Genomic DNA, 23,629 nt, shown 5'->3' on the forward strand with positions numbered 1-23,629 from the left:
CCCGCGCCAGCGGGGATAAACCGCCGCGACGCATACCAAACATCTTATTCACGTCGTGTTCCCCGCGCCAGCGGGGATAAACCGCTCGTTAAACTTGCTCTCCCATTGCTTGCCGAGTGTTCCCCGCGCCAGCGGGGATAAACCGCTGCCCCGTCTGCGTCGGGCGGGCAGGATCGGGTGTTCCCCGCGCCAGCGGGGATAAACCGTCCGAACCGGACAACTTGCGACAATTGGCGAGGTGTTCCCCGCGCCAGCGGGGATAAACCGTTTATTTATTGCGGTGATTTCAGTCGTTTCCTGTGTTCCCCGCGCCAGCGGGGATAAACCGCTTATCCACCCCGGTTATGATGGCCTTTAACTGTGTTCCCCGCGCCAGCGGGGATAAACCGCATGAGCCGCCCGGCTGATGGCGGACGTTTTGGTGTTCCCCGCGCCAGCGGGGATAAACCGCTGTATCACGTGATCGCCACGTCAACGCAGTAGTGTTCCCCGCGCCAGCGGGGATAAACCGGAAACGACCCGCGCGAATGGTGCGGGAATGACGTGTTCCCCGCGCCAGCGGGGATAAACCGTTTCCCGTCCTAAACCTGATCGCGTTCTCTGAGTGTTCCCCGCGCCAGCGGGGATAAACCGCTTGAGCGTCCTGAACTATTTAGGATTTTAGAGTGTTCCCCGCGCCAGCGGGGATAAACCGTCAGGGAGTAACCGGGACTGGAGGATTCCAGAGTGTTCCCCGCGCCAGCGGGGATAAACCGGGGTACGTCGGTTACCCAATCCGAGGTTCGATGTGTTCCCCGCGCCAGCGGGGATAAACCGCCCAACAGCAAATTCATGTAAATCAGGATTGCGTGTTCCCCGCGCCAGCGGGGATAAACCGAAAAAAACATGCAGAGGATTTCATTAAACATGGTGTTCCCCGCGCCAGCGGGGATAAACCGTTTCAACGTGCGTTCTGCAACTTGGCGGTCCTGTGTTCCCCGCGCCAGCGGGGATAAACCGTCTCACATGTTGTTAAATCCCATACTTTAGAAGTGTTCCCCGCGCCAGCGGGGATAAACCGCACTGGTTCATCCTGATCCCCTGCATGTTAGTGTGTTCCCCGCGCCAGCGGGGATAAACCGTCTTCTTGATTCCTTCAGGTTCTGAAGATCGCGTGTTCCCCGCGCCAGCGGGGATAAACCGAATTTTCAGACCGTTGATGTTTACGGTTCCGGGTGTTCCCCGCGCCAGCGGGGATAAACCGGCTGAATTCTGGCCTTCAAACGTGCAGCGAGAGTGTTCCCCGCGCCAGCGGGGATAAACCGAGCTGCCACTGCGGCAGCTCTTTCGCGTTACAGTGTTCCCCGCGCCAGCGGGGATAAACCGGCCGAGGCGATAGCGACGATGACGTTTGAAACGTGTTCCCCGCGCCAGCGGGGATAAACCGAGAGAGTTTCACCGGCCGCTATATTCCCTGCGGTGTTCCCCGCGCCAGCGGGGATAAACCGCCCGGTACAAGGGCTAAGTTCTGCCGGCGTAGGTGTTCCCCGCGCCAGCGGGGATAAACCGCAATGGAAGAACATCTACTACCAGATTCTCGTGTGTTCCCCGCGCCAGCGGGGATAAACCGGGGGAGTGAGATGGGCAGGCCAGTAATAGCAGGTGTTCCCCGCGCCAGCGGGGATAAACCGGCGAGGGGGAATCGTGCTGGATTGTAGATATGGTGTTCCCCGCGCCAGCGGGGATAAACCGATTAATGGATTGAATCCATTCGATCATGATGGGTGTTCCCCGCGCCAGCGGGGATAAACCGTTTCGGGGTCGAAGTTGCTGGGCGCGAATCGGGTGTTCCCCGCGCCAGCGGGGATAAACCGGCTGGGACATCATGTTCATAATTCAGGATGTAGTGTTCCCCGCGCCAGCGGGGATAAACCGTAAATTATTCGATATTAATAAAAACATGGAAAGTGTTCCCCGCGCCAGCGGGGATAAACCGGGCAAACGAGAAAACCCCTCATAATCGTTTCTGTGTTCCCCGCGCCAGCGGGGATAAACCGAACCACGCTGTCGAACGCCTCGCCGGTGTCGGGTGTTCCCCGCGCCAGCGGGGATAAACCGCGCCGGACCTCAGAGAACCGGCGCATGCATACGTGTTCCCCGCGCCAGCGGGGATAAACCGCATTACAATGTACGCCAACATGGATCCTGTATGTGTTCCCCGCGCCAGCGGGGATAAACCGGCTGACGGTGCGCCAGCGCCGGTAGTTCCAGGGTGTTCCCCGCGCCAGCGGGGATAAACCGCGGCTCAGAAACGGCTACTGCGACCGTTAGAGGTGTTCCCCGCGCCAGCGGGGATAAACCGCTCATAGTATTAAGCATGAGATTGACACAACCGTGTTCCCCGCGCCAGCGGGGATAAACCGAATCCTGCGTGACGCCGGACTTTCCCGCACCCGTGTTCCCCGCGCCAGCGGGGATAAACCGGAAAAGTACAACCAGACGAAAGAGGCGTTTAAGTGTTCCCCGCGCCAGCGGGGATAAACCGCGGAGGACGCGGCCAAAATTGCTCGTAATAATGTGTTCCCCGCGCCAGCGGGGATAATCCACTTTGAAAGCAGAAATATTATGGAGCTGGATGGGTTACGAGGATTTACCCGCCTTTGCCAGTTCTTTTACCAGCGGGAGCATAATGCGTACCACGTCGCGGCTACGGTGCTCTATCCTGCCCGGTAAGGCTTTATCGATATGCTGCTGGTTATCCAGTCGCACATCGTGCCAGCTGTTGCCTGCCGGGAACGAGGCGCTTTTGGCGCGCTGTTGATAGCCATCTTTCTTGCCCAGACTCCAGTTGGTTGCTTCAACGGAGAGCACGGCAATGCCCGCATCGTCGAAGACCTCTGCGTCGTTACAACATCCAGTACCTTTCGGATAGTTTTTGTTCAGTCCCGGATTGGTGCTGGCTACGATACCGCGGCTGTGCGCGATGGCCAGCGCCCGGTCACGCGTCAATTTTCGCACCGCTTCCGGGGTTTTCTTACCGCTATTGAAATAGAGCTTATCGCCGACGATCAGGTTATCGAGGTTGATAACCAGCAGCGTATTTTTCTTCTCGGCGGCGCTCATTCGCTTCAGGATGTTCTCCGCGCCCAGTTTGCCTTCTTCCTCGCCGCTGGTGGCGATAAATCGAATGCCGTACTGCGTCGGCACGTCTTTGAGTTTTTCCGCCAGTTCCAGCATCACGCCAAGTCCTGCGGCGTTGTCATCAATACCTTGCAGGGTCAATCCACCCAGATTGGCATCGGAATCGGCGTCGCTCTGTGCGGCGTAGGTGTCGAGGTGCGCCATGATAATAATCTGCTGTGGCGCTTTACCCTCATGTTCGGCAATAACGGTACTTCCCGTGACGTTATGCCAGTTTTTACGGTTATTTTTGGCGGTATAAACATAACGGCTATTAAACGTTCGAATATCACTGCTGTAGCCCATCTGCTGAAATTGCTGACGAATATAATCAGCAGACAACATTTCTGCCGGAGAGCCCGTTACGCGGCCTGGGAAAAACGTTGCGATATATCGAGCCTGGGTATTTGCGATATCTCCAGGTTTGGAAGATGTTGCCTGTGCGGGAAGGATAAAGCACGCGCCGAGCGCCAGGATTGCAAGAAGGGGGCGCGTTGCGGAAAACATAATGAGTCCTTAAATACCAAGCAGAAATTTTTAGCCGCTAGTATGAAACCGTGATCGAGGTAAAACAATTTCATTTGCTCCTAAATGCCCTAAATTCGGTAGCTTAAGCACTTTTTGATATTTGCTTTTCCGGATCGTTATTCCTTTGAGGAACTACTCATTCCAATTCGTAATTTCATTCGCCCTCTTGCCCTCCCTATAGTCAGGTTATCTGAGCATCGTTAGCAAAATAACGGCATTACATAGGAACGGTTATGGATCAAAAACGACTTACCCACCTGCGGCAACTGGAAGCGGAAAGCATCCATATTATTCGTGAGGTGGCCGCCGAGTTTTCGAATCCGGTGATGATGTATTCCATCGGCAAAGATTCCAGCGTAATGCTGCATCTGGCGCGTAAAGCGTTTTATCCTGGCACGTTGCCGTTCCCTCTGCTGCACGTTGATACCGGCTGGAAATTCAGCGAGATGTACGAGTTTCGTGACCGCACGGCGAAAGCCTACGGTTGTGAACTGCTGGTGCATAAAAACCCGGAAGGGGTGGCGATGGGCATCAACCCGTTTGTTCACGGTAGCGCCAAGCATACCGATATTATGAAAACCGAAGGGTTGAAGCAGGCGTTGAACAAATACGGTTTCGACGCCGCGTTCGGTGGCGCTCGTCGTGACGAAGAGAAATCGCGTGCCAAGGAGCGCATTTATTCTTTCCGCGATCGTTTTCATCGCTGGGACCCTAAAAATCAGCGTCCGGAACTGTGGCATAACTACAACGGACAGATTAACAAAGGCGAAAGCATTCGCGTTTTCCCGCTCTCCAACTGGACTGAACAGGATATCTGGCAGTACATCTGGCTGGAAAATATCGACATCGTGCCGCTGTACCTGGCGGCGGAGCGTCCGGTGCTGGAACGCGACGGCATGCTGATGATGATTGATGACGACAGAATCGATCTGCAACCGGGTGAAGTGATTAAAAAACGCATGGTGCGTTTCCGTACGCTCGGCTGCTGGCCGTTAACAGGCGCGGTGGAGTCGAATGCGCAGACGCTGCCGGAAATCATCGAAGAGATGCTGGTCTCAACCACCAGTGAACGTCAGGGCCGCGTGATTGACCGCGACCAGGCGGGCTCCATGGAGCTGAAGAAACGTCAGGGGTATTTCTAAGGAGCCGCCATGAACACGACACTTGCACAACAAATTGCTAATGAAGGCGGCGTTGAAGCCTGGATGGTCGCCCAGCAACACAAAAGCCTGCTGCGTTTTTTAACCTGCGGTAGCGTGGATGACGGGAAAAGCACCCTGATTGGTCGCCTGCTGCACGACACGCGTCAGATTTATGAAGACCAGCTTTCATCGCTGCACAACGACAGTAAACGTCACGGTACTCAGGGCGAAAAGCTCGATTTGGCGTTATTGGTTGACGGCTTGCAAGCCGAGCGCGAGCAGGGCATCACCATCGACGTGGCTTACCGTTATTTCTCTACCGAGAAGCGTAAATTTATTATTGCGGATACTCCCGGCCATGAGCAGTACACTCGCAACATGGCGACCGGTGCGTCGACCTGCGACCTGGCGATCCTGCTGATCGATGCGCGTAAAGGCGTGCTGGATCAGACCCGTCGTCACAGCTTTATCTCCACGCTACTTGGGATCAAACACCTGGTGGTGGCGATCAACAAAATGGATCTGGTGAACTTTAGCGAAGAGACATTTAACCGCATTCGCGAAGACTATCTTACTTTTGCTGAACAGTTGCCGGGCAACCTGGATATCCGGTTTGTGCCGCTCTCTGCGCTGGAAGGCGACAACGTGGCTTCACAAAGCGCCAGCATGTCGTGGTACAGCGGTCCGACGCTACTGGAAGTGCTGGAAACCGTTGAGATCCAACGCATAGTTGATACTCAGCCGATGCGCTTCCCGGTGCAGTATGTGAACCGACCGAATCTGGATTTTCGTGGTTATGCCGGGACGCTGGCCTCCGGTAGTGTGAAGGTAGGGCAACGCGTCAAAGTGCTGCCATCCGGCGTTGAGTCGAGCGTGGCGCGGATCGTAACCTTTGATGGCGATTTACAGGAAGCGCATGCGGGTGAAGCGATCACCCTGGTATTGAAAGATGAGATCGATATCAGCCGGGGCGACCTGCTACTTGATGCCGGTGAAGCGTTACCTGCGGTACAAAGCGCTGCCGTTGATGTGGTGTGGATGGCGGAACAACCGTTGTCGCCTGGGCAGAGCTACGACATCAAAGTCGCCGGTAAGAAGACCCGCGCACGCGTTGATAACGTGCAGTACCAGATTGATATTAATAACCTGACCCAACGTGATGTTGAAGCGTTGCCGCTAAACGGCATCGGTCTGGTTAATCTGACCTTTGATGAGCCGCTGGTGCTGGATACCTATCAGCAGAATCCGGTTACGGGCGGGCTGATTATCATTGACCGCCTGACCAACGTTACCGTTGGCGCGGGGCTGGTACGTGAGCCAATCGTCCAGGATCACGCCGCGGCTTCTCAGTTCAGCGCGTTTGAGCTGGAGCTTAATGCGTTAGTGCGTCGCCATTTCCCGCACTGGGGCGCGCGCGATCTGCTGGGAGGAAAATAATGGCGCAGCATGACGAAAACGTCGTCTGGCATGCCCATCCTGTTACACCGCAACAGCGGGAACAACGCCACGGTCATCGTGGTGTTGTGCTGTGGTTTACCGGGCTGTCTGGTTCCGGTAAATCCACGGTAGCGGGGGCGCTGGAAGAGGCGTTGCACAAGCTGGGAGTGAGTACCTATTTGTTGGATGGCGATAACGTGCGCCACGGCCTGTGCAGCGATCTTGGGTTTAGCGATGCCGATCGTAAGGAGAATATTCGTCGGGTTGGCGAGGTGGCTAACCTGATGGTGGATGCGGGTCTTGTGGTGTTGACCGCCTTTATCTCTCCACATCGCGCCGAACGCAAAATGGTCCGTGAACGCGTTGGCGAAGGGCGTTTTATTGAGGTTTTTGTCGACACGCCGCTGGCAACGTGCGAATTACGCGATCCAAAAGGGCTGTATAAAAAAGCGCGGGCGGGTGAGTTGCGCAATTTCACCGGAATTGATTCGGTATACGAAGCGCCTGAATCGCCAGAGATTCACCTTGATGGTGAACAATTGGTAACAAATTTGGTACCCCAATTATTAGACCTGCTGAGGCAGGAAGATATTATCAGATCCTGAGACACCCGAGCTTGTATGCCCGGTCAGTCACGGTCACAGGATTAGATATGCGTAACAGCCATAACATTACTATTACAGAGTCAGATACCTTCGCCGCCGACGATGAAACCACCTGGTCACTACCGGGTGCCGTGGTCGGTTTTATCGCGTGGCTGTTGGCGCTTGGGATTCCGTTTCTGATTTATGGCCCTAACACACTCTTTTTCTTCATTTATACCTGGCCCTTTTTCCTCGCATTGCTGCCCGTGGCGATTGTCGCGGGTATTGCGCTGCACTCCCTATTGAAGGGGCTGTTGCTGTTGAGCATTACCTGCACCCTGCTGGTGGTTGGGGCGATGTTTGGCGCGCTATTTCTGTGGTTGTTGGGTTAGGCAAACGCCTTTTTTTAACAATCGCTGATGTTGTTCACTCTCTGGTCATAATTCAAACCGTAACCAACAATGAGATTATGTTCTCCTTACACGGGGTATACGTAACAACGGGTAAATGTGGTACATTTGCCCGCGTTGTCGCGGCATTCCCGACCGTTGATGTAAAGTTGTCTGCGGAAGTTATGGGATGTTAATGCCGTTTTTCAGGGGGCAGGATGGGTAAACTAACGCTGCTGTTGCTGGCTTTATTGGTCTGGCTGCAGTATTCGCTGTGGTTCGGTAAGAACGGCATACATGACTATAGTCGCGTCAACGATGATGTTGCTGCGCAGCAAGCTACGAACGCGAAACTTAAAGCACGTAACGATCAGCTCTTTGCCGAAATTGACGATCTCAATGGCGGACAGGAGGCTATTGAGGAGCGCGCGCGCAACGAACTCAGCATGACTAAGCCGGGCGAAACCTTTTATCGTCTGGTGCCTGACGCGTCTAAACGCGCTCAGACTGCAGGGCAAAATAATCGATAAACCGTCCAGGGATTTAACATGGCAGCCACTTTATTGGACGTTTGCGCCGTGGTGCCGGCTGCCGGGTTTGGCCGCCGAATGCAAACAGAGTGTCCTAAGCAGTACCTCTCTATTGGCAATAAAACCATTCTTGAACACTCGGTTGATGCGTTGCTGGCTCATCCCCGGGTGACGCGAGTCGTTATCGCTATCAGCCCAGGCGACAGCCGCTTTGCCCAACTGCCACTCGCCGCGCATCCGCAAATTACCGTAGTGGATGGCGGCAACGAGCGTGCCGATTCTGTCCTTGCCGGTTTGCAAGCCGCAGGTGAGGCCAGTTGGGTTCTGGTGCATGACGCCGCGCGTCCGTGTCTGCACCAGGATGATTTAGCCCGTTTGCTGGCAATCAGTGAGACCAGCCGCACCGGCGGGATCCTGGCGGCACCAGTACGCGACACGATGAAGCGCGCGGAGCCGGGCCGAACAGACATTGCCCATACGGTCGATCGCACCGATTTATGGCACGCGTTGACGCCGCAGTTTTTCCCTCGCGAGCTGTTGCACGACTGCCTGACCCGTGCGCTCCACGAAGGCGCAACCATTACGGATGAGGCCTCGGCGCTGGAATATTGCGGCTTACACCCTCAGCTCGTTGAAGGACGGGCTGATAATATTAAAGTAACGCGTCCAGAGGATTTGGCGTTGGCCGAATTTTATCTGACCCGGACTACCCACCAGGAGAAGACATAATGCGAATTGGACACGGTTTCGACGTACACGCTTTTGGCGGAGAAGGCCCAATTATCATTGGTGGTGTGCGCATCCCGTATGAAAAAGGATTGCTGGCGCATTCTGATGGCGATGTGGCGTTACACGCGCTAACCGATGCTCTGCTGGGCGCGGCTGCGCTGGGGGATATCGGTAAACTCTTCCCTGACACCGACCCGACCTTTAAAGGTGCCGATAGTCGTGAATTATTGCGAGAAGCCTGGCGGCGTATTCAGGCCAAAGGCTATACGCTTGGTAATGTGGATGTGACAATTATTGCTCAGGCGCCGAAGATGCTGCCGCACATTCCGCAAATGCGCGTGTTTATTGCCGAAGATCTCGGCTGCCATATGGATGATGTTAACGTGAAAGCGACCACCACGGAAAAACTCGGTTTTACCGGGCGTGGGGAAGGGATTGCCTGTGAAGCGGTGGCGTTACTCATTAAGGCACCGAAATGACTGTGTTTGACGATCTGACGTATCTCCATGGCAAACCACTGGGCCATGGCGTCCTGAAAGCGAATCCGGAAGACTTTGTTGTCGTCGAAGATTTAGGCTTCGAACCGGATGGCGAAGGCGAGCATGTTTTGGTGCGCATCCTGAAGAACGGTTGTAACACCCGTTTTGTGGCTGACGCGCTGGCGAAATTCCTGAAAATTCACGCCCGTGAAGTGAGCTTTGCCGGGCAGAAAGATAAGCATGCGGTCACGGAACAGTGGCTGTGCGCGCGCGTACCGGGCAATGCAATGCCTGATCTAAGCAAATTTGAGCTCGAAGGCTGTAAAGTTCTGGAGTACGCGCGCCACAAGCGTAAGCTGCGTTTAGGGGCGCTGAAAGGCAACGAATTTACGCTGGTGTTGCGTGAAGTGAGCGAGCGAAATGACGTTGAAGCGCGTTTGCAGGCGATTAGCGAACGCGGCGTACCGAACTATTTTGGCGCTCAGCGTTTTGGTATCGGCGGTAGCAACCTGCAAGGGGCGCTGCGCTGGGCGCAAAGCGATGCGCCGGTGCGCGATCGCAATAAACGCAGTTTTTGGTTGTCGGCGGCCCGTAGCGCGTTGTTTAATCAGATAGTCAGTGAACGCTTGAAAAAAACAGACTTTAATCAAGTTGTTGACGGCGATGCGCTACAATTATCCGGACGCGGAAGCTGGTTTGTCGCCACACAGGAAGAACACACTGAATTACAGCGTCGCGTCGATGAGAAAGAATTGATGATCACAGCGGCATTACCGGGCAGCGGTGAGTGGGGAACTCAGCGCGACGCACTGGCGTTTGAAAAAGCCGCTGTTGCTGATGAAACCGCGCTGCAGTCTCTGTTATTGCGCGAGAAAGTCGACGCGTCGCGTCGCGCTATGTTGCTGTATCCACAACAATTAAGCTGGAACTGGTGGGATGACGTAACCGTCGAGTTACGCTTCTGGCTACCGGCAGGTAGCTTCGCCACCAGTGTTGTAAGGGAACTTATTAACACAATGGGTGATTATGCGTATATTGCTGAGTAACGATGATGGGGTCCACGCACCCGGTATACAAACGCTGGCGAAAGCGCTGCGTGAGTTTGCTGACGTACAGGTGGTTGCCCCGGATCGTAACCGCAGTGGCGCGTCTAACTCGCTGACGCTGGAATCCTCACTTCGCACCTTTACCTATGATAACGGCGATATCGCCGTACAAATGGGTACGCCCACCGACTGCGTTTATCTGGGCGTGAACGCATTAATGCGTCCGCGTCCGGACATTGTCGTTTCTGGTATTAATGCGGGTCCTAATCTGGGTGATGATGTTATCTATTCCGGTACCGTTGCGGCGGCAATGGAAGGTCGTCATCTGGGGTTCCCGGCGCTGGCTGTCTCACTTGATGGCCATAAACACTACGAGACTGCTGCCGCAGTAACCTGTCGTATCTTACGGGCGCTGAGTCGTGAACCGCTGCGCACCGGTCGCATTTTGAATATCAACGTGCCGGATTTACCACTGGATCAGATTAAAGGTATTCGCGTCACGCGCTGCGGCAGTCGCCATCCGGCGGATCAGGTTATTCCACAGCAGGACCCACGCGGTAATACGCTGTACTGGATCGGGCCACCGGGTGAAAAGTGCGACGCCGGGCCGGATACGGATTTTGCCGCCGTCGATGAAGGCTATGTTTCTATCACGCCGCTGCATGTCGATTTAACCGCATACGGCGCGCATGAAGTGGTTTCTGACTGGTTAGACAGCGTGGGAGTCGACACGCAATGGTAAGCAGACGCGTACACACTCTTCTTGAACAATTACGTGCGCAGGGCATCAGAGATGAGCTTGTCCTCGATGCGCTCGCCGCCGTGCCGCGTGAAAAATTCATTGATGAGGCGTTTGAACATAAGGCCTGGGACAATATTGCCCTGCCTATTGGTCAGGGGCAGACGATTTCGCAGCCTTATATGGTTGCGCGAATGACCGAACTGCTTGAGCTAACGCCGCAGTCTCGGGTGCTGGAAATTGGTACTGGCTCTGGCTACCAGACGGCGATTCTGGCGCACCTGGTGCATCATGTGTGCTCCGTTGAGCGCATTAAAGGTTTGCAATGGCAGGCGCGTCGCCGCCTGAAGCAGCTTGATTTACATAATGTTTCGACCCGTCATGGTGATGGATGGCAAGGCTGGCAGGCGCGAGCTCCGTTTGACGCTATCATTGTAACGGCAGCGCCGCCCGAGATCCCAACCGCATTGATGATGCAGCTGGATGAGGGCGGCATTCTCGTCTTACCCGTGGGCGATGAGCACCAGTTTCTGAAGCGGGTGCGTCGTCGGGGAGGCGAATTTATTATCGATACCGTGGAGGCCGTACGTTTCGTTCCCTTAGTGAAAGGGGAGCTTGCGTAGATAGCGCTGCTGAATACCTGGAGTTTTCCTGGTTATTCTCGAAAGAGTAAGCGTATTGTGACGGGGCCTTGCACGGTGATTACGTCACTGGTTTTAACCAATTTTCCTGGGGGATAAATGAGCGCGGGAAGCCACAAATTTACCGTTCGCCGCATTGCGGCATTGTCACTGGTTTCACTATGGCTGGCAGGTTGTTCAAACACCTCGAATCCACCAGCGCCGGTCAGCTCGGTTAACGGTAGTGCATCAACGAACACCAGTTCTGGCATGCTGATTACGCCTCCACCCAAAATGGGCTCGACGTCGACCGTACAGCAGACGCCACAGATCCAGTCGGTGCAGCAACCAACCACACAGCCAACGCAAATCCAGCCTGTTGCTCAACAGCCTGTGCAGATGGAAAACGGTCGTATTGTATACAATCGTAAGTATGGGAATATTCCGAAAGGTAGCTACACGGGCGGCAGTACCTATACTGTTAAGAAAGGCGATACCCTTTTCTATATTGCCTGGATCACCGGGAACGATTTCCGTGACCTCGCACAACGCAATAACGTTCCGGCCCCGTATGGCCTGAATGTCGGTCAAACTCTGCAAGTGGGCAACGCGTCTGGCGCACCGATTACCGGTGGCAATGCCATCACCCAGGCGGATGCAGCACAGCAAGGAGTTGTGACCAACCCTGCACAAAATTCCACCGTTGCTGTTGCTTCGAAACCAACAATTACGTATTCTGAGGATTCAGGTGAACAAAGTGCTAACAAAATGTTGCCGAACAACAAGCCTGCTGGGACTGTGGTCACAGCGCCTGTAACGGCTCCAGCAGTTAGCACAACCGAATCAACTGCAAGCTCAACGTCGACTAGCTCGCCAATCTCTACCTGGCGCTGGCCGACTGACGGCAAAGTGATCGAAAACTTTGCGGCTACCGAAGGTGGCAATAAAGGGATCGACATTGCAGGCAGCAAAGGACAGGCTATTGTCGCGACCGCAGATGGACGCGTCGTCTATGCCGGTAATGCGCTGCGTGGTTACGGTAATCTTATTATCATCAAACATAACGATGATTACCTGAGCGCCTACGCCCATAACGATACAATGCTGGTCCGGGAACAACAAGAAATCAAGGCGGGGCAGAAAATAGCTACCATGGGTAGCACCGGAACCAGTTCAACACGCTTGCATTTTGAAATTCGTTACAAGGGGAAATCCGTAAACCCGCTGCGCTATTTACCGCAGCGATAATTAGGCGGAACCAGGCTTTCACGTGCTAGTTCCGTTAGGGATCACGGGTAGGAGCCACCTTTATGAGTCAGAATACGCTGAAAGTTCATGATTTAAATGAAGATGCGGAATTTGATGAGAACGGAGTAGAGGCTTTTGATGAAAAAGCCTTGAGTGAAGAGGAACCCAGTGATAACGACCTGGCTGAAGAAGAGCTGTTATCGCAGGGGGCCACACAGCGTGTGTTGGACGCGACTCAGCTTTACCTTGGTGAGATTGGTTATTCACCACTGTTAACAGCCGAAGAAGAAGTTTATTTTGCGCGTCGCGCACTGCGTGGAGATGTCGCATCTCGCCGTCGCATGATTGAAAGTAACCTGCGTCTGGTGGTGAAAATTGCTCGTCGTTATGGCAATCGTGGTCTGGCATTGCTGGACCTGATTGAAGAGGGCAATTTAGGGCTTATCCGTGCCGTCGAGAAGTTTGACCCGGAACGTGGGTTCCGCTTCTCAACATACGCAACCTGGTGGATCCGCCAGACGATCGAACGGGCGATTATGAACCAAACCCGTACGATCCGGCTGCCGATTCACATTGTAAAAGAGCTGAACGTCTATCTGCGTACCGCGCGTGAGTTGTCGCATAAACTGGACCACGAACCGAGTGCAGAAGAGATTGCTGAACAACTGGATAAACCGGTTGATGACGTCAGCCGTATGCTCCGACTCAACGAGCGTATTACCTCGGTAGACACCCCGCTGGGTGGCGATTCCGAAAAAGCGTTGCTGGATATTCTGGCCGATGAAAAGGAAAACGGTCCGGAAGACACCACGCAAGACGATGATATGAAACAGAGCATCGTCAAATGGCTGTTCGAACTGAACGCCAAACAGCGTGAAGTGCTGGCACGTCGTTTTGGTCTGCTGGGGTACGAAGCTGCGACACTGGAAGATGTGGGCCGTGAAATTGGTCTCACTCGTGAACGTGTTCGCCAGATTCAGGTTGAAGGTCTGCGTCGTCTGCGTGAAATTCTGCAGACTCAGGGACTGAATATCGAAGCGCTTTTCCGCGAGTAAGCACAAGTTCTATCAAGAAAGGCCAGTCTCATTGAGACTGGCCTTTTTCTTTAGGGCTAACGCTATCGGGCTCTTTTTACTACACCAGACTTTTCAACCGGTAGATCCACTCCAGCGCCTGGCGAGGCGTTAGCGAATCCGGGTCGAGGTTTTCCAGCGCATCAACGGCGGGTGACGTTTCTTCCGGTACTGACAGCAGCGACATTTGCGTACCGTCGACCTGGGTTGCGGCAACATTTGGCGCGATGCTTTCCAGTTCGCGCAGTTTTTGCCGCGCGCGTTTGATCACCTCTTTCGGTACGCCAGCCAGGGCAGCGACTGCCAGACCATAGCTCTTGCTCGCCGCGCCATCCTGCACGCTGTGCATGAAGGCGATGGTATCGCCGTGCTCTAACGCATCCAGATGCACATTAGCGACGCCCTCCATCTTCTCCGGTAACTGCGTCAGTTCGAAGTAGTGGGTCGCAAATAAAGTTAATGCTTTGATTTTATTCGCCAGATTTTCTGCGCATGCCCATGCCAGCGACAGGCCGTCGTAGGTGGAGGTGCCGCGTCCAATCTCATCCATCAGCACCAGACTGTTCTCGGTGGCGTTATGCAGAATGTTGGCGGTTTCGGTCATTTCTACCATGAATGTGGAACGACCTGATGCCAGATCATCCGCCGCGCCCACGCGGGTAAAGATACGATCGATAGGCCCGATCTCGACTTTCTGTGCCGGAACGTAGCTGCCGATATAGGCCAGTAGCGCAATCAACGCAGTCTGGCGCATATAGGTACTTTTACCCCCCATGTTTGGGCCGGTGATGATCAGCATCCGTCGCTGAGGCGAGAGGTTAAGCGGGTTGGCGATAAACGGCTCGGTCAGCACCTGTTCAACCACCGGATGACGGCCCTCGGTAATACGAATGCCGGGTTTATCGGTGAAGATCGGGCAGGTGTAATTCAGGGTATAAGCACGCTCCGCGAGGTTGACCAGCACGTCCAACTCCGCCAGCGCGCTGGCGCTCTGTTGCAAATCAGCCAGGTGTGGCAGCAGCATGTCGAACAGTTCGTCATACAGCTGTTTTTCCAGCGCCAGCGCTTTGCCTTTTGAGGTCAGAACTTTGTCTTCGTACTCTTTCAGTTCCGGAATAATGTAGCGTTCGGCGTTTTTCAATGTCTGGCGACGTACGTAGTTAATTGGCGCCAGATGACTTTGCCCACGGCTGATCTGAATGTAGTAGCCGTGCACGGCGTTAAATCCTACTTTCAGCGTGTCCAGACCGGTGCGTTCGCGTTCGCGGATTTCCAGTCTGTCGAGGTAGTCCGTGGCGCCATCAGCCAGCGCTCGCCATTCATCAAGCTCTTCATTGTAGCCTGGGGCAATGACGCCGCCGTCACGTACGAGCACTGGCGGAGCTTCCACGACGGCACGCTCCAACAGTTCACGCAGCTCAGTAAACTCACCCATTTTCTCGCGCAGCATCTGCACGGGGGCACTGTCTACGTTTTCCAGTTGTGCGCGCAGTTCGGGTAATTGCTGGAAGGCATGACGCATACGAGCCAGATCGCGCGGGCGCGCAGTACGCAGGGCCAGACGCGCCAGAATACGTTCCAGATCGCCTACCTGACGCAGCACGGGTTGTAATTCGCTGGTGGTATCCTGCAGCGCGCCGATAGTCTGTTGGCGCTCGGTGAGGATTTTGGTGTCGCGGACCGGCATATGCAGCCAGCGCTTGAGCATACGGCTACCCATCGGTGTCACGGTGCAGTCGAGTACTGAAGCCAGCGTGTTTTCCACCCCGCCCGCCAGGTTCTGGGTGATTTCCAGATTGCGGCGTGTGGCGGCGTCCATAATGATGCTGTCCTGCTGACGCTCCATGGTGATGGAACGAATATGCGGCAGCGAGGTGCGTTGGGTATCTTTTACGTATTGCAGCAGACAGCCGGCAGCGCATAACCCGCGTGGGGCGTTTTCCACGCCAAAGCCAATCAGATCCCGCGTGCCGAACTGCAGATTTAACTGCTGACGGGCGGTATCAATTTCAAATTCCCACAGCGGACGACGACGCAGGCCGCGACGTCCCTCTATCAGCGAGGTTTCGGCAAAATCCTCGGCATACAGCAATTCAGCAGGGTTGGTGCGCTGCAATTCCGCGGCCATGGTTTCGCGGTCAGCGGGTTCACTGACACGAAAACGCCCGGAGCTGATATCCAGCGTAGCGTAGCCGTACACTTTACTGTCTTGCCAGATGGCGGCCAGCAGGTTGTCCTGGCGTTCCTGCAACAACGCTTCATCACTGATGGTGCCTGGTGTGACAATACGTACCACTTTGCGCTCAACCGGGCCTTTGCTGGTCGCCGGATCGCCAATCTGTTCACAAATAGCAACGGACTCACCCTGATTGACCAGCTTGGCGAGGTAGTTTTCTACCGCATGATGAGGAATGCCTGCCATCGGGATTGGCTCGCCCGCAGATGCGCCGCGTTTGGTCAGGGAGATATCAAGCAACTGAGACGCGCGTTTCGCATCGTCATAAAACAGTTCGTAAAAGTCGCCCATGCGGTAAAACAGCAGTATTTCCGGGTGCTGAGCCTTCAGCTTGAGATACTGCTGCATCATGGGGGTATGGCTAGAGAAGTCCTTATCAATGTCTTCATTCATATTGATTTTACTCATTTTTTAATTCTTTCAAGTGCTCATATGGCCCCAGGTAAAACCCCTTTAAACCCACATAAACCCATAAATTTGTAGCTCACTTGTAGCCCAAAGCGTGATAGATTGGTTGTACTCCTTCTTTGGGTTACAAATGGTGGTGATACTTTGAAAACAACTCTCAATCAGGCTTTTATTATCAACAAGTTAAGTATTAATGTTAAGCCTGAGCTCAGTAGCTCTGGAAAAGTCGTTTTCGAAGCCAACCCTGACCAAAAACCTTACATAGTTTTTGACGATCATCGAGATTCACCCGTTGGCTTCGGTGTGAAGGTCAGTTTGACGAAAAAAACCTATGTAATCCAGCGAAGAGTAGCCTCTTCAGATCGTAATGTCAGTGAGGGTAAGAAGCCAAGCTCTGTCTTGAAAGTAAAGGTTGGGAATGTGTCCGATTTTCCGAGTATCGATCAAGCCCGTGAGGCAGCTCGGCAGTTGGTTCAGACAATGATTGCAACAAAGAGAAATCCCAACAAGATTAAAAGGGAACTCGATCTGGCTGAATTGACCGTGAGTGAAGCTTTTGCCCAATACAGGAGTCACTTACTTGGCAGAACCAAACCTGCTAAACCAAACACTCTCAATGTGTTAGACAAAGCTGAGAATCGGTTGAAAGAATGGCAAAACCTTCGAATCAAGGATCTTACTGGTAATGAAATCCTTCGAAAGTTTGACGAGATTGCTTCAAGAGCCAGAACAGCAGCAGAACAGACTTTTAGGTGGGCCAATGTTGCTGTAAAACACGCAATCGAGATTGAAGCTGGGAATGCTCAGACCCAGCAACGACAACCTTCGTTGTCCTATAATCCTTTTTCAATTTTAAAGGTACAGAAGAAGTTCAGAACACGATCTGAGCTGGAAGATAGCTATCGTGCCAAGGGCGTACGAAATCCATTGTCCCCCAAAGATACTTTGGGACGGTTTCTAGCTGCATTACACAATAAGAGAGGTTTTAATCGTTTGGGTTGTGATTATCTGTTGCTGACCATTTTGACAGGAGCCAGGAAAGAAGAGACAGCAACACTGTGCTGGCGAGAGGCCCTGACAGAAGAGGAAGTCAGAACGACAAGCTATGTCGATCTCGAAAACCGGGTTATTCGCTTTTACGACACGAAAAATCGTAACGACCATGAGCTTCCAATCTGTGATGCTACAAAGCGAATTCTGGAAGACCGACGAGATATCGTCAACGATACCGAAATACGGGCAGATAAACGCAAATGGGTTTTTCCGGCTCGTTCATCACGAAGCAAGGTTGGACATTATTCTGACAGTAAAAGCTTGCGCGAGTATATCTGTCAGGAAGCTGGAATAATGAAGCTGGGAATGCACGATCTGCGAAGAACTTTTGGCCGTGTTGCAGAAGAACTAACTTCGTATGCAGTGGTGAAAAGATTGCTTAACCACCGTAATACCACGGACCCTACTGAAAGATATGCTGAGCCTGATAACGAGCGAGTTTTTGAGGCACTTCAACGGATTGAGCTTCATATGCTGATGACAGTACCTGAGTTGTATAATACACTTTTGGCTTCGGCGAAATATCAACCATTGCCAACAAATTAGGGGGACAGGGAATGAGTGCAATCGATACTTTAAGAGAATATGCTGAAGTATGGCGGCTATTTGGTAGTATGCCAGATGATGCAACCCTGAGTGCTGAAGTTTCGGCCCTTTACCTTGGTGTAAGTGTCAAAACATTGGCTCGTTATCGCCAGACTGGTAATGGCCCTGCTTATATCCAATACCAAGCTGAAGATAGCAAAGCAAGAAATCAACGCGTAAATTATCTGTTGGGTGATTTAAAAACCTGGCGGGATAATCATAAAGTGAACAGCACAATGGAAGCAGCACAGGTCCGTGGGTTGGCTTTTGCTTCTTTGGCTGATTTTACCAAGCCAGAGCCTTTCTGGACTATTGATAATAAAATTTATTCTCATGCCCTTACTGTATCTGACGAAGTATTCAAGGAGCTATTAAATACCTCTCGCGCAGAAGTTATTTGGATCTCTCTTGAGAAAGTGTTGTTTGAGAACTGGCATGCTTCGAGAGAGCGCCAGAAATGGAATGACGTTTTTGTTAGTGTACTAAGTGGGATGGTTAAATCATGTGAAATTGAACAAGAACGTCATATACTTAATGATATTTTATGATTAATTTCATTCCCAATATAAAATTGAATTTATGTTGGGAAATAGTCATTTGCGGAAGTATAAATTGTTCAACAGCATTATTTATTATTTTAATCAAATGGAATGCCGTCTGTAGGATATCTTCTTTTGGGATTTTTAACCGGCTTTGTTTTACTCCCTGCACGATAAAAGTTAAACGAATTGGCAAAGTCTTCTGTCTCCAGTCTGGACTTTCTAAATTTATCCATCAGATCTTCATTGAAACGACGAGGGATTCCTTTAACACACAAGTTTGAATTAAGGTATACTTGGTTATCTATGGCGTCACGAATAAGTATTTTTCTCTCAAATAACTCTTTGAATGCGCGTGAGACATTTGATTTATTCAGCCCAAGATCTTTGGCTATACGTGACTGTGAAAAATCAGGGATAATATTTCCATAATCAATTACTGAGAAGAGATAAAGCACAATTCTAAACGCTGTGGGCGTCAAATCCATCCTGGCGAGTGTGGCCATATTGCCTTTGAATATCATTGAGAAATCGTCTCTGAATGACGTTTTTTTATAGCTATTTGCTTTAATTTTTATTTCTTCCAGATCTTCGGGCATAACCTCTAATGCTTCTGCAATAATGGACTTTTGTTCTTTAGTTAATACAACGCTTGTGATTGACATGATGGCTCCTTTTTTATTGTTGTGATTACATATATGGCACATTTAATTTATTTGTCAACTTGATTGGTAGCATTATTTAATTGTATTTACTTTTGAGATTTTACGGTTGTTATTTAGTGGGAGATGGTTGGTTATCAAATTTAAAACAAGGGGTGCTAAATTTCACCATCACCTGTTATGTAATTAATGATTTTTGGTTCTGAAATTAATAACGGCAGGGTTTGTTTAATTATTTGATTTTATTGGTTAATTTTCAATTGTGTTCTGCAAGATAAAAGAGTGATAAAGAAATAAGAAACCACAGTTTTGCATTAGAACGATACTCAAGGCCTTGGTGTACCTGATGAAAACACTTTTATTATTGTTTTTCTTACATAATATCATTTCTTAAGTGAAGCCTGCGCAACTGTGTGTTGCGCCATTGGGCTTCAGAACATTACTACAGTATTTTCTGTAAGTATAAATACGCTTCGCGCACGAGTTCATAGACCTGAGGTTAACTGTCATTACAAATACGCTTCGCGCAAAAAATCAGGAGGCTGAGTTGATCGGGAAAGCGAACACAGATACATGATTTGCCCATTTGCTGAGTACGGCTCACGCCGGGACCCTTCGGAAAAACCCTTTCTGCTTCAGCGAGTGAGTGCTGTGGGCACTCAGCGGCGCTGCCAGGGAAACAAAATTATGGTTTTCACCGGTTTGGTAAAAATAATTAACATTTATCGGTAGTCGGGGCGTAAGCCAGTGCGTAGCACGCTCTCAAAAAAATTCCTGTGGTTTTTTTATCTGAAATATGGAAATGACTCAGATAATTGAAATATGAAATAGTAATGTAATCTGGAGGACTCAATATCTCCACAGTGAAAGCTGTTTTAAGTGAGAATAGAATAAATATTGCTTTATAAAAATATTTTTAAATTACTATTGATTTTATTTTTGAAGATGATAGTACTTAATTATAAAAACAAAAAATGGAGAAAATTATGAGTGCTATTGATGTTTTATCTCAGGAGGAAAAGTTTATACATGTTGTTGATAAATTTATAACCCATCATCACAACAGCGTTAATAACAATGTCTTTTACAAAAAACTTTATGTTCTCTTCGCCGGGTATCATCTGAAGTATTTTTATTCACGGGCGCAGTATCGCAATTCATGTTATCACGTTGATAATATTATGCAGATGTTTACAGGAGTCGTTTCAACCCTGAACACAACTCTGCTCAGGAAGCTTGCAAACAGCAATACATTGCTGCATTGCCTGAATTCACTTGTGAATTATATTTCAGGCAATCTGGACGAAGCAGAGCATATTTATGCTGATTTGCTGGCTCAGTATGAAAAGAAACGCATTGCAGGCTCTCTGGCTTATACTCCGCCAGGCTCAGTGATCAGGAAAAGACTTTGATAGCGGCAGCAGCGTGTACAAGGAATGGGATGCTGAATGGTGGAGAGAAATGGAGCTGGCGTTTCCGGCAGGTCATAATCGAGTATTAAAAAGGCAGGAGCCACCCAGTTGGCGTCCCGCCTGTCGTGATGGCTTTAAGGTGGGTTTACTTATCAACGACCTGCCAGCCATCATCCGTTTTGACCAGCGTGACAGCCGCTGTGCGTTTTTCGTTATCGACAACAGCTGTTACATTGCATTTATAGCTTTTATCCGATACTTTCACGCAGTCATGCTTTTTGACAGATTTTAATTCCCGCAGTGCGTCTTTCGGGACATCTTTACCTGCTATGGATTTAACGATGGCATTCGTCTGCTCCACGACCTTATTCATCGCAGTGTAAATATCCTGCTCAGACGGTTCACCGGTACAGCCACTCAGCAAAAAAATGGACGCAATGAGTGTGGTAAATGCATATGTTTTCATAAAATAATCCCAGACTGTAGAGTACATTATTGAATAAGACCGGTTTTCATCTTGCTGTTGTTTTCAGAGAACGTCCAATTGCTGACCGTTTCGCCTTTAAATTCGATTTCCAGCGTTTTGGCCTGCGTCTGTGAACCCCCTGTCAGCAGTCCAATCACGGGAATGAATGTGGTGGCATCAAACTGATTGTTGTCCATCGAGTAAGTCCATTCTTCATTGCCACTATCAAGTGTAGTTTTGGTTTCGGGCTGACCGAATGCGGTAATGATTTCTGATTTCGTTGTTTTATTTTTGATGATTTTCGACAGCAGACTTTGTGATGTTTCTTTTTTTAGATGCTGGTTGCCTGATGTTGAACAGCCAGAAATAAGTAAAGAAGAAATAAAAAACACAGAAATCATGAATCTGTTCATAAGTTCTCTTATATTAATTTTTTATGTTTGCGGTGGTATGAAATTAATATCACCGTATAAAAACAACTCTGTCTGCATATTTCTGTTTAATAATGCAGATAAGAATAATGACGCTGGCAAAAAACGTAATGACTGAGACAGGAGTGCTGCCAGTCAATGAAAATACTAACCAGGCGAGAGCTAATGCCACGAATTGAAAAAGGAATGCCACACTGAGCGGACTTTCACCATAGGCCACTTTTGCATGGCAGCCTTTGCAAATCCGCACGCCGTGCGGGCTTTGTGTAAAGCAGAAGGGGCAGCTAATCGTTTTATTATCCATCATGACTCCATGGCCTGATTTAAGGTGATGTATTTTTGAACATTTTCGATGAATGACCCGCTTTAGTAAAATTGCTTGTACCGATCGATGATTGCTTTGCGATAGATTTTAGCTATCGTAATCAAATTATCGATCTATATAAACGATCAATAATTTATTGACTATCATTACATTATAAACTAAGGATTCTTATGGTGTGAGGTGCTGGTTATTACTAACTGATTGTTCCTGAAGGGAATGACCAGCTGTGAAAGGAATGGGTTCTAATAGGTGCAGATGAAGAATCTTGCGGAAATGATGTATTGTGGCATGCAGCAGTGACAGTCCCTTGCGCCTTAGAAGTACAACAATTTGGCTGAGTAGTAAAAGCCACGCCTTCAGGCGACGCTGGCGGGGTATCTGACGGGTTGTATTGTGCAGCTTGCTCCTGAGCTGAATGACACCCACTGTTTCCTGTTGTCTTTCCAGACGAATTTTTTCTTCAAGCTGAAGGATTTTCTCCAGAATCGTTTCCCGGTTTGCAGCCTGTTCTTCAGGCTCGCATGATGGCACTGGCACTGGCACTGGCACTGGCACAGTCTGCTGTTGCTCTTTTTTCAGTAAAGCCAGGTGCTCTGGTGTAAAATCAATCTGTGTTTGCAGAGAAGACCAGCCATACTTTTTTCCAAGCTGAGACGCTTTAAAGGCAATGCCCTGGTACTGAAATGAAAAGCCGTTCATTTTTCCCGTTGAGGCGATATTAGGTTTACAGTTCACGCCTTCCTTTTCCAGCATAGTGATAAAAGTCAGCAAATCAGGGCGGCCGGTTAACGCATTATCAATCAGGCTCTGCAGAGTGGACCTGGGGCAGGGAGTTGTCGTTCTTTCAGCCATCATCAGCTCGTTGCGGGAGGGTTTTCTTTTCTCCTGACTATGACTACTGATTGCAGATGTGGTTTGAGTGAGTTTGTGGACTTTCTCCAGCTCGCTGATAATCCGGGTACTGATAAGATTTTCATTTTTCCCAAGGTACAGCTTCCCACCGACCATGTTAATTCTGTTAGCTATTATATGGATATGCTGCCCGTCCGAATCATCGTGCATGATATAGCAGCGAAGATGGGTTTCAGTGAATCCCATCCGGGTCATATAATCGTCAGCGAATGCCGCCCATTGTCTGACTGACAGTGTTTCTCCCTTTGGCAGGCGAAGCGAATTATGCCAGACAGGTTTGGCGACACCGGGGCGCAGTAGTCTTGTGCCTTCAAATTCACTGATAAGTTCAGCAGCAGTGCTTCCCGTCATGTTGCCACCGATAATATAAGGCGTGATTTTGTGGTGAGATCCTGACTTAAGGCTATAGAGAACAACACCTGCGAACTGTTTACCCCGCTTTATTTTCTGCATACCTTTCATTGAGTTGGCTCCAGAAAGGTTGATGGAATAAGGTGATCCCTGAGAGTTTTGATTTGTCTGCGCAGGGCGAAGAGTTCTGTACGGGTCAGTTCGCTGTCAGGGCTTTTGCTGTCGAGATGATTCAGCAGGCGGTTTAAATCCTGTGAAAGGTTGCCGAGTTTAATCCATGCTTCACGATTGATTTCAGGTAATACCGGTGGGAGTTTGTTGAGGGATGCCATTCTTAGCCATTCCCCTTTTTTATAAGGGCCTCTTTTACTATCGAGAATAGATAATTCTTCTTCGTTTAACCGAACGCTGACGCAGTGAGTTCGAACTTCATTAGGTGAATATTTTGCTGTATGGAATTTACCTCTTCTTGAGCTTCTTGATAGATCTTCTTTACTTTCATTTTTATGCATATCTAACCTTTTTTAAAATGTGTTCATGATCTAC

24 protein-coding genes and 1 CRISPR repeat array (1 of these 25 running past the window's edge) are annotated in these 23,629 nt (G+C 50.5%); of the genes, 15 read left to right on the plus strand and 9 right to left on the minus strand.

Translation table 11 applies throughout. The annotated features are described in order from the left end of the window. A CRISPR array of direct repeats spans nt 1-2,585; the repeat unit is 29 nt; unit sequence GTGTTCCCCGCGCCAGCGGGGATAAACCG; it begins 616 nt to the left of the window's first position. A 34-nt stretch (nt 2,586-2,619) separates the two neighbouring features. Beyond that, nucleotides 2,620-3,666, minus strand: a complete 1,047-nt coding sequence (locus tag HV302_RS05275) for an aminopeptidase (RefSeq protein ID WP_181627010.1) — start codon at nt 3,664-3,666, stop codon at nt 2,620-2,622. 254 nt (nt 3,667-3,920) lie between these two features. Between HV302_RS05275 and cysD the strand changes: the two genes are divergently transcribed. From cysD to HV302_RS05325, 10 genes are all read left to right on the plus strand, one after another. After that, nucleotides 3,921-4,829, plus strand: a complete 909-nt coding sequence (cysD, locus tag HV302_RS05280) for a sulfate adenylyltransferase subunit CysD (protein ID WP_003034152.1) — start codon at nt 3,921-3,923, stop codon at nt 4,827-4,829. A gap of 9 nt (nt 4,830-4,838) precedes the next feature. Further along, the gene (gene cysN / locus HV302_RS05285; protein ID WP_049040376.1) at nt 4,839-6,266 is read left to right on the plus strand and encodes a sulfate adenylyltransferase subunit CysN; all 1,428 of its coding nucleotides are present in this window, start codon (nt 4,839-4,841) and stop codon (nt 6,264-6,266) included. Further along, nucleotides 6,266-6,871: an adenylyl-sulfate kinase gene (cysC, locus tag HV302_RS05290; RefSeq protein ID WP_046274806.1), complete on the plus strand. Its 606-nt coding sequence runs from the start codon at nt 6,266-6,268 to the stop codon at nt 6,869-6,871. The genes cysN and cysC overlap by 1 nt, the downstream gene beginning before the upstream one ends. A gap of 47 nt (nt 6,872-6,918) precedes the next feature. Further along, nucleotides 6,919-7,242, plus strand: coding sequence for a DUF3561 family protein (locus HV302_RS05295; RefSeq protein ID WP_016154211.1), 324 nt, complete (start codon nt 6,919-6,921; stop codon nt 7,240-7,242). 215 nt (nt 7,243-7,457) lie between these two features. Beyond that, the gene (gene ftsB / locus HV302_RS05300) at nt 7,458-7,769 is read left to right on the plus strand and encodes a cell division protein FtsB (RefSeq protein WP_003034163.1); all 312 of its coding nucleotides are present in this window, start codon (nt 7,458-7,460) and stop codon (nt 7,767-7,769) included. 18 nt (nt 7,770-7,787) lie between these two features. After that, nucleotides 7,788-8,498 carry a 2-C-methyl-D-erythritol 4-phosphate cytidylyltransferase gene (ispD, locus tag HV302_RS05305; protein WP_016154210.1) on the plus strand — a complete coding sequence of 237 codons (711 nt, stop codon included), beginning with the start codon at nt 7,788-7,790 and terminating at the stop codon, nt 8,496-8,498. Further along, complete coding sequence (ispF, locus tag HV302_RS05310) at nt 8,498-8,977, plus strand: 2-C-methyl-D-erythritol 2,4-cyclodiphosphate synthase (RefSeq protein ID WP_016154209.1); 480 nt, start codon at nt 8,498-8,500, stop codon at nt 8,975-8,977. Before ispD ends, ispF begins: the two co-directional genes overlap by 1 nt. Further along, nucleotides 8,974-10,023, plus strand: coding sequence for a tRNA pseudouridine(13) synthase TruD (gene truD / locus HV302_RS05315; protein WP_016154208.1), 1,050 nt, complete (start codon nt 8,974-8,976; stop codon nt 10,021-10,023). The genes ispF and truD overlap by 4 nt, the downstream gene beginning before the upstream one ends. Further along, nucleotides 10,004-10,765, plus strand: coding sequence for a 5'/3'-nucleotidase SurE (gene surE / locus HV302_RS05320; protein ID WP_016157332.1), 762 nt, complete (start codon nt 10,004-10,006; stop codon nt 10,763-10,765). Before truD ends, surE begins: the two co-directional genes overlap by 20 nt. Then, the gene (locus HV302_RS05325) at nt 10,759-11,385 is read left to right on the plus strand and encodes a protein-L-isoaspartate(D-aspartate) O-methyltransferase (protein ID WP_003034172.1); all 627 of its coding nucleotides are present in this window, start codon (nt 10,759-10,761) and stop codon (nt 11,383-11,385) included. Before surE ends, HV302_RS05325 begins: the two co-directional genes overlap by 7 nt. A 32-nt stretch (nt 11,386-11,417) precedes the next feature. On the opposite strand, the gene HV302_RS28170 is transcribed toward HV302_RS05325, so the two are convergent. Next, on the minus strand, nt 11,418-11,645 hold the full coding sequence (locus HV302_RS28170; protein WP_223870215.1) for a hypothetical protein: 228 nt from the start codon (nt 11,643-11,645) through the stop codon (nt 11,418-11,420). On the opposite strand from HV302_RS28170, the gene nlpD reads away from it, so the two are divergent. Together nlpD and rpoS are read left to right on the plus strand one after the other, a co-directional pair. Next, nucleotides 11,548-12,630 (plus strand): murein hydrolase activator NlpD, encoded by a 1,083-nt coding sequence (gene nlpD, locus HV302_RS05330; protein ID WP_230330220.1) that lies wholly within the window; start codon nt 11,548-11,550, stop codon nt 12,628-12,630. The genes HV302_RS28170 and nlpD overlap by 98 nt on opposite strands. Before the next feature lie 62 nt (nt 12,631-12,692). Beyond that, the gene (gene rpoS / locus HV302_RS05335; protein WP_000081498.1) at nt 12,693-13,685 is read left to right on the plus strand and encodes an RNA polymerase sigma factor RpoS; all 993 of its coding nucleotides are present in this window, start codon (nt 12,693-12,695) and stop codon (nt 13,683-13,685) included. A 79-nt stretch (nt 13,686-13,764) separates the two neighbouring features. Here rpoS and mutS read toward each other — a convergent pair whose 3' ends face one another. Next, nucleotides 13,765-16,332, minus strand: coding sequence for a DNA mismatch repair protein MutS (mutS, locus tag HV302_RS05340; protein WP_181627441.1), 2,568 nt, complete (start codon nt 16,330-16,332; stop codon nt 13,765-13,767). Nucleotides 16,333-16,491: 159 nt separating this feature from the next. On the opposite strand from mutS, the gene HV302_RS05345 reads away from it, so the two are divergent. Both HV302_RS05345 and HV302_RS05350 read left to right on the plus strand, forming a co-directional pair. Further along, the gene (locus HV302_RS05345; RefSeq protein ID WP_001530776.1) at nt 16,492-17,946 is read left to right on the plus strand and encodes a tyrosine-type recombinase/integrase; all 1,455 of its coding nucleotides are present in this window, start codon (nt 16,492-16,494) and stop codon (nt 17,944-17,946) included. A gap of 11 nt (nt 17,947-17,957) precedes the next feature. Beyond that, entirely contained in the window at nt 17,958-18,533 is a 576-nt protein-coding gene (locus HV302_RS05350) for a hypothetical protein (RefSeq protein ID WP_004114867.1), read from the plus strand. An 89-nt stretch (nt 18,534-18,622) separates the two neighbouring features. Here HV302_RS05350 and HV302_RS05355 read toward each other — a convergent pair whose 3' ends face one another. After that, nucleotides 18,623-19,189, minus strand: coding sequence for a helix-turn-helix domain-containing protein (locus HV302_RS05355; protein ID WP_016239675.1), 567 nt, complete (start codon nt 19,187-19,189; stop codon nt 18,623-18,625). Between the two features lie 983 nt (nt 19,190-20,172). On the opposite strand from HV302_RS05355, the gene HV302_RS05360 reads away from it, so the two are divergent. Beyond that, entirely contained in the window at nt 20,173-20,598 is a 426-nt protein-coding gene (locus tag HV302_RS05360) for a hypothetical protein (RefSeq protein WP_004114857.1), read from the plus strand. Between the two features lie 145 nt (nt 20,599-20,743). Here HV302_RS05360 and HV302_RS05365 read toward each other — a convergent pair whose 3' ends face one another. The 5 genes from HV302_RS05365 to HV302_RS05385 all read right to left on the minus strand — a co-directional run bounded on the left by HV302_RS05365 (nt 20,744) and on the right by HV302_RS05385 (nt 23,595). Continuing rightward, nucleotides 20,744-21,064: a hypothetical protein gene (locus tag HV302_RS05365; protein ID WP_016239768.1), complete on the minus strand. Its 321-nt coding sequence runs from the start codon at nt 21,062-21,064 to the stop codon at nt 20,744-20,746. A 26-nt stretch (nt 21,065-21,090) separates the two neighbouring features. Further along, a complete protein-coding gene (locus HV302_RS05370) occupies nt 21,091-21,477 on the minus strand; it encodes a hypothetical protein (protein WP_023294354.1) in 387 nt (128 codons plus the stop codon). Between the two features lie 49 nt (nt 21,478-21,526). Continuing rightward, on the minus strand, nt 21,527-21,799 hold the full coding sequence (locus HV302_RS05375; RefSeq protein WP_032186627.1) for a hypothetical protein: 273 nt from the start codon (nt 21,797-21,799) through the stop codon (nt 21,527-21,529). Between the two features lie 189 nt (nt 21,800-21,988). Next, nucleotides 21,989-23,194 (minus strand): relaxase/mobilization nuclease domain-containing protein, encoded by a 1,206-nt coding sequence (locus HV302_RS05380; protein ID WP_089518305.1) that lies wholly within the window; start codon nt 23,192-23,194, stop codon nt 21,989-21,991. Continuing rightward, the gene (locus HV302_RS05385; protein WP_032186624.1) at nt 23,191-23,595 is read right to left on the minus strand and encodes a hypothetical protein; all 405 of its coding nucleotides are present in this window, start codon (nt 23,593-23,595) and stop codon (nt 23,191-23,193) included. The genes HV302_RS05380 and HV302_RS05385 overlap by 4 nt, the downstream gene beginning before the upstream one ends. Nucleotides 23,596-23,629: the final 34 nt, after the last annotated feature.

The organism is Citrobacter sp. RHBSTW-00859 (assembly GCF_013729795.1).
In the GTDB taxonomy this organism is placed as follows: Bacteria; Pseudomonadota; Gammaproteobacteria; order Enterobacterales; family Enterobacteriaceae; genus Citrobacter; species Citrobacter braakii.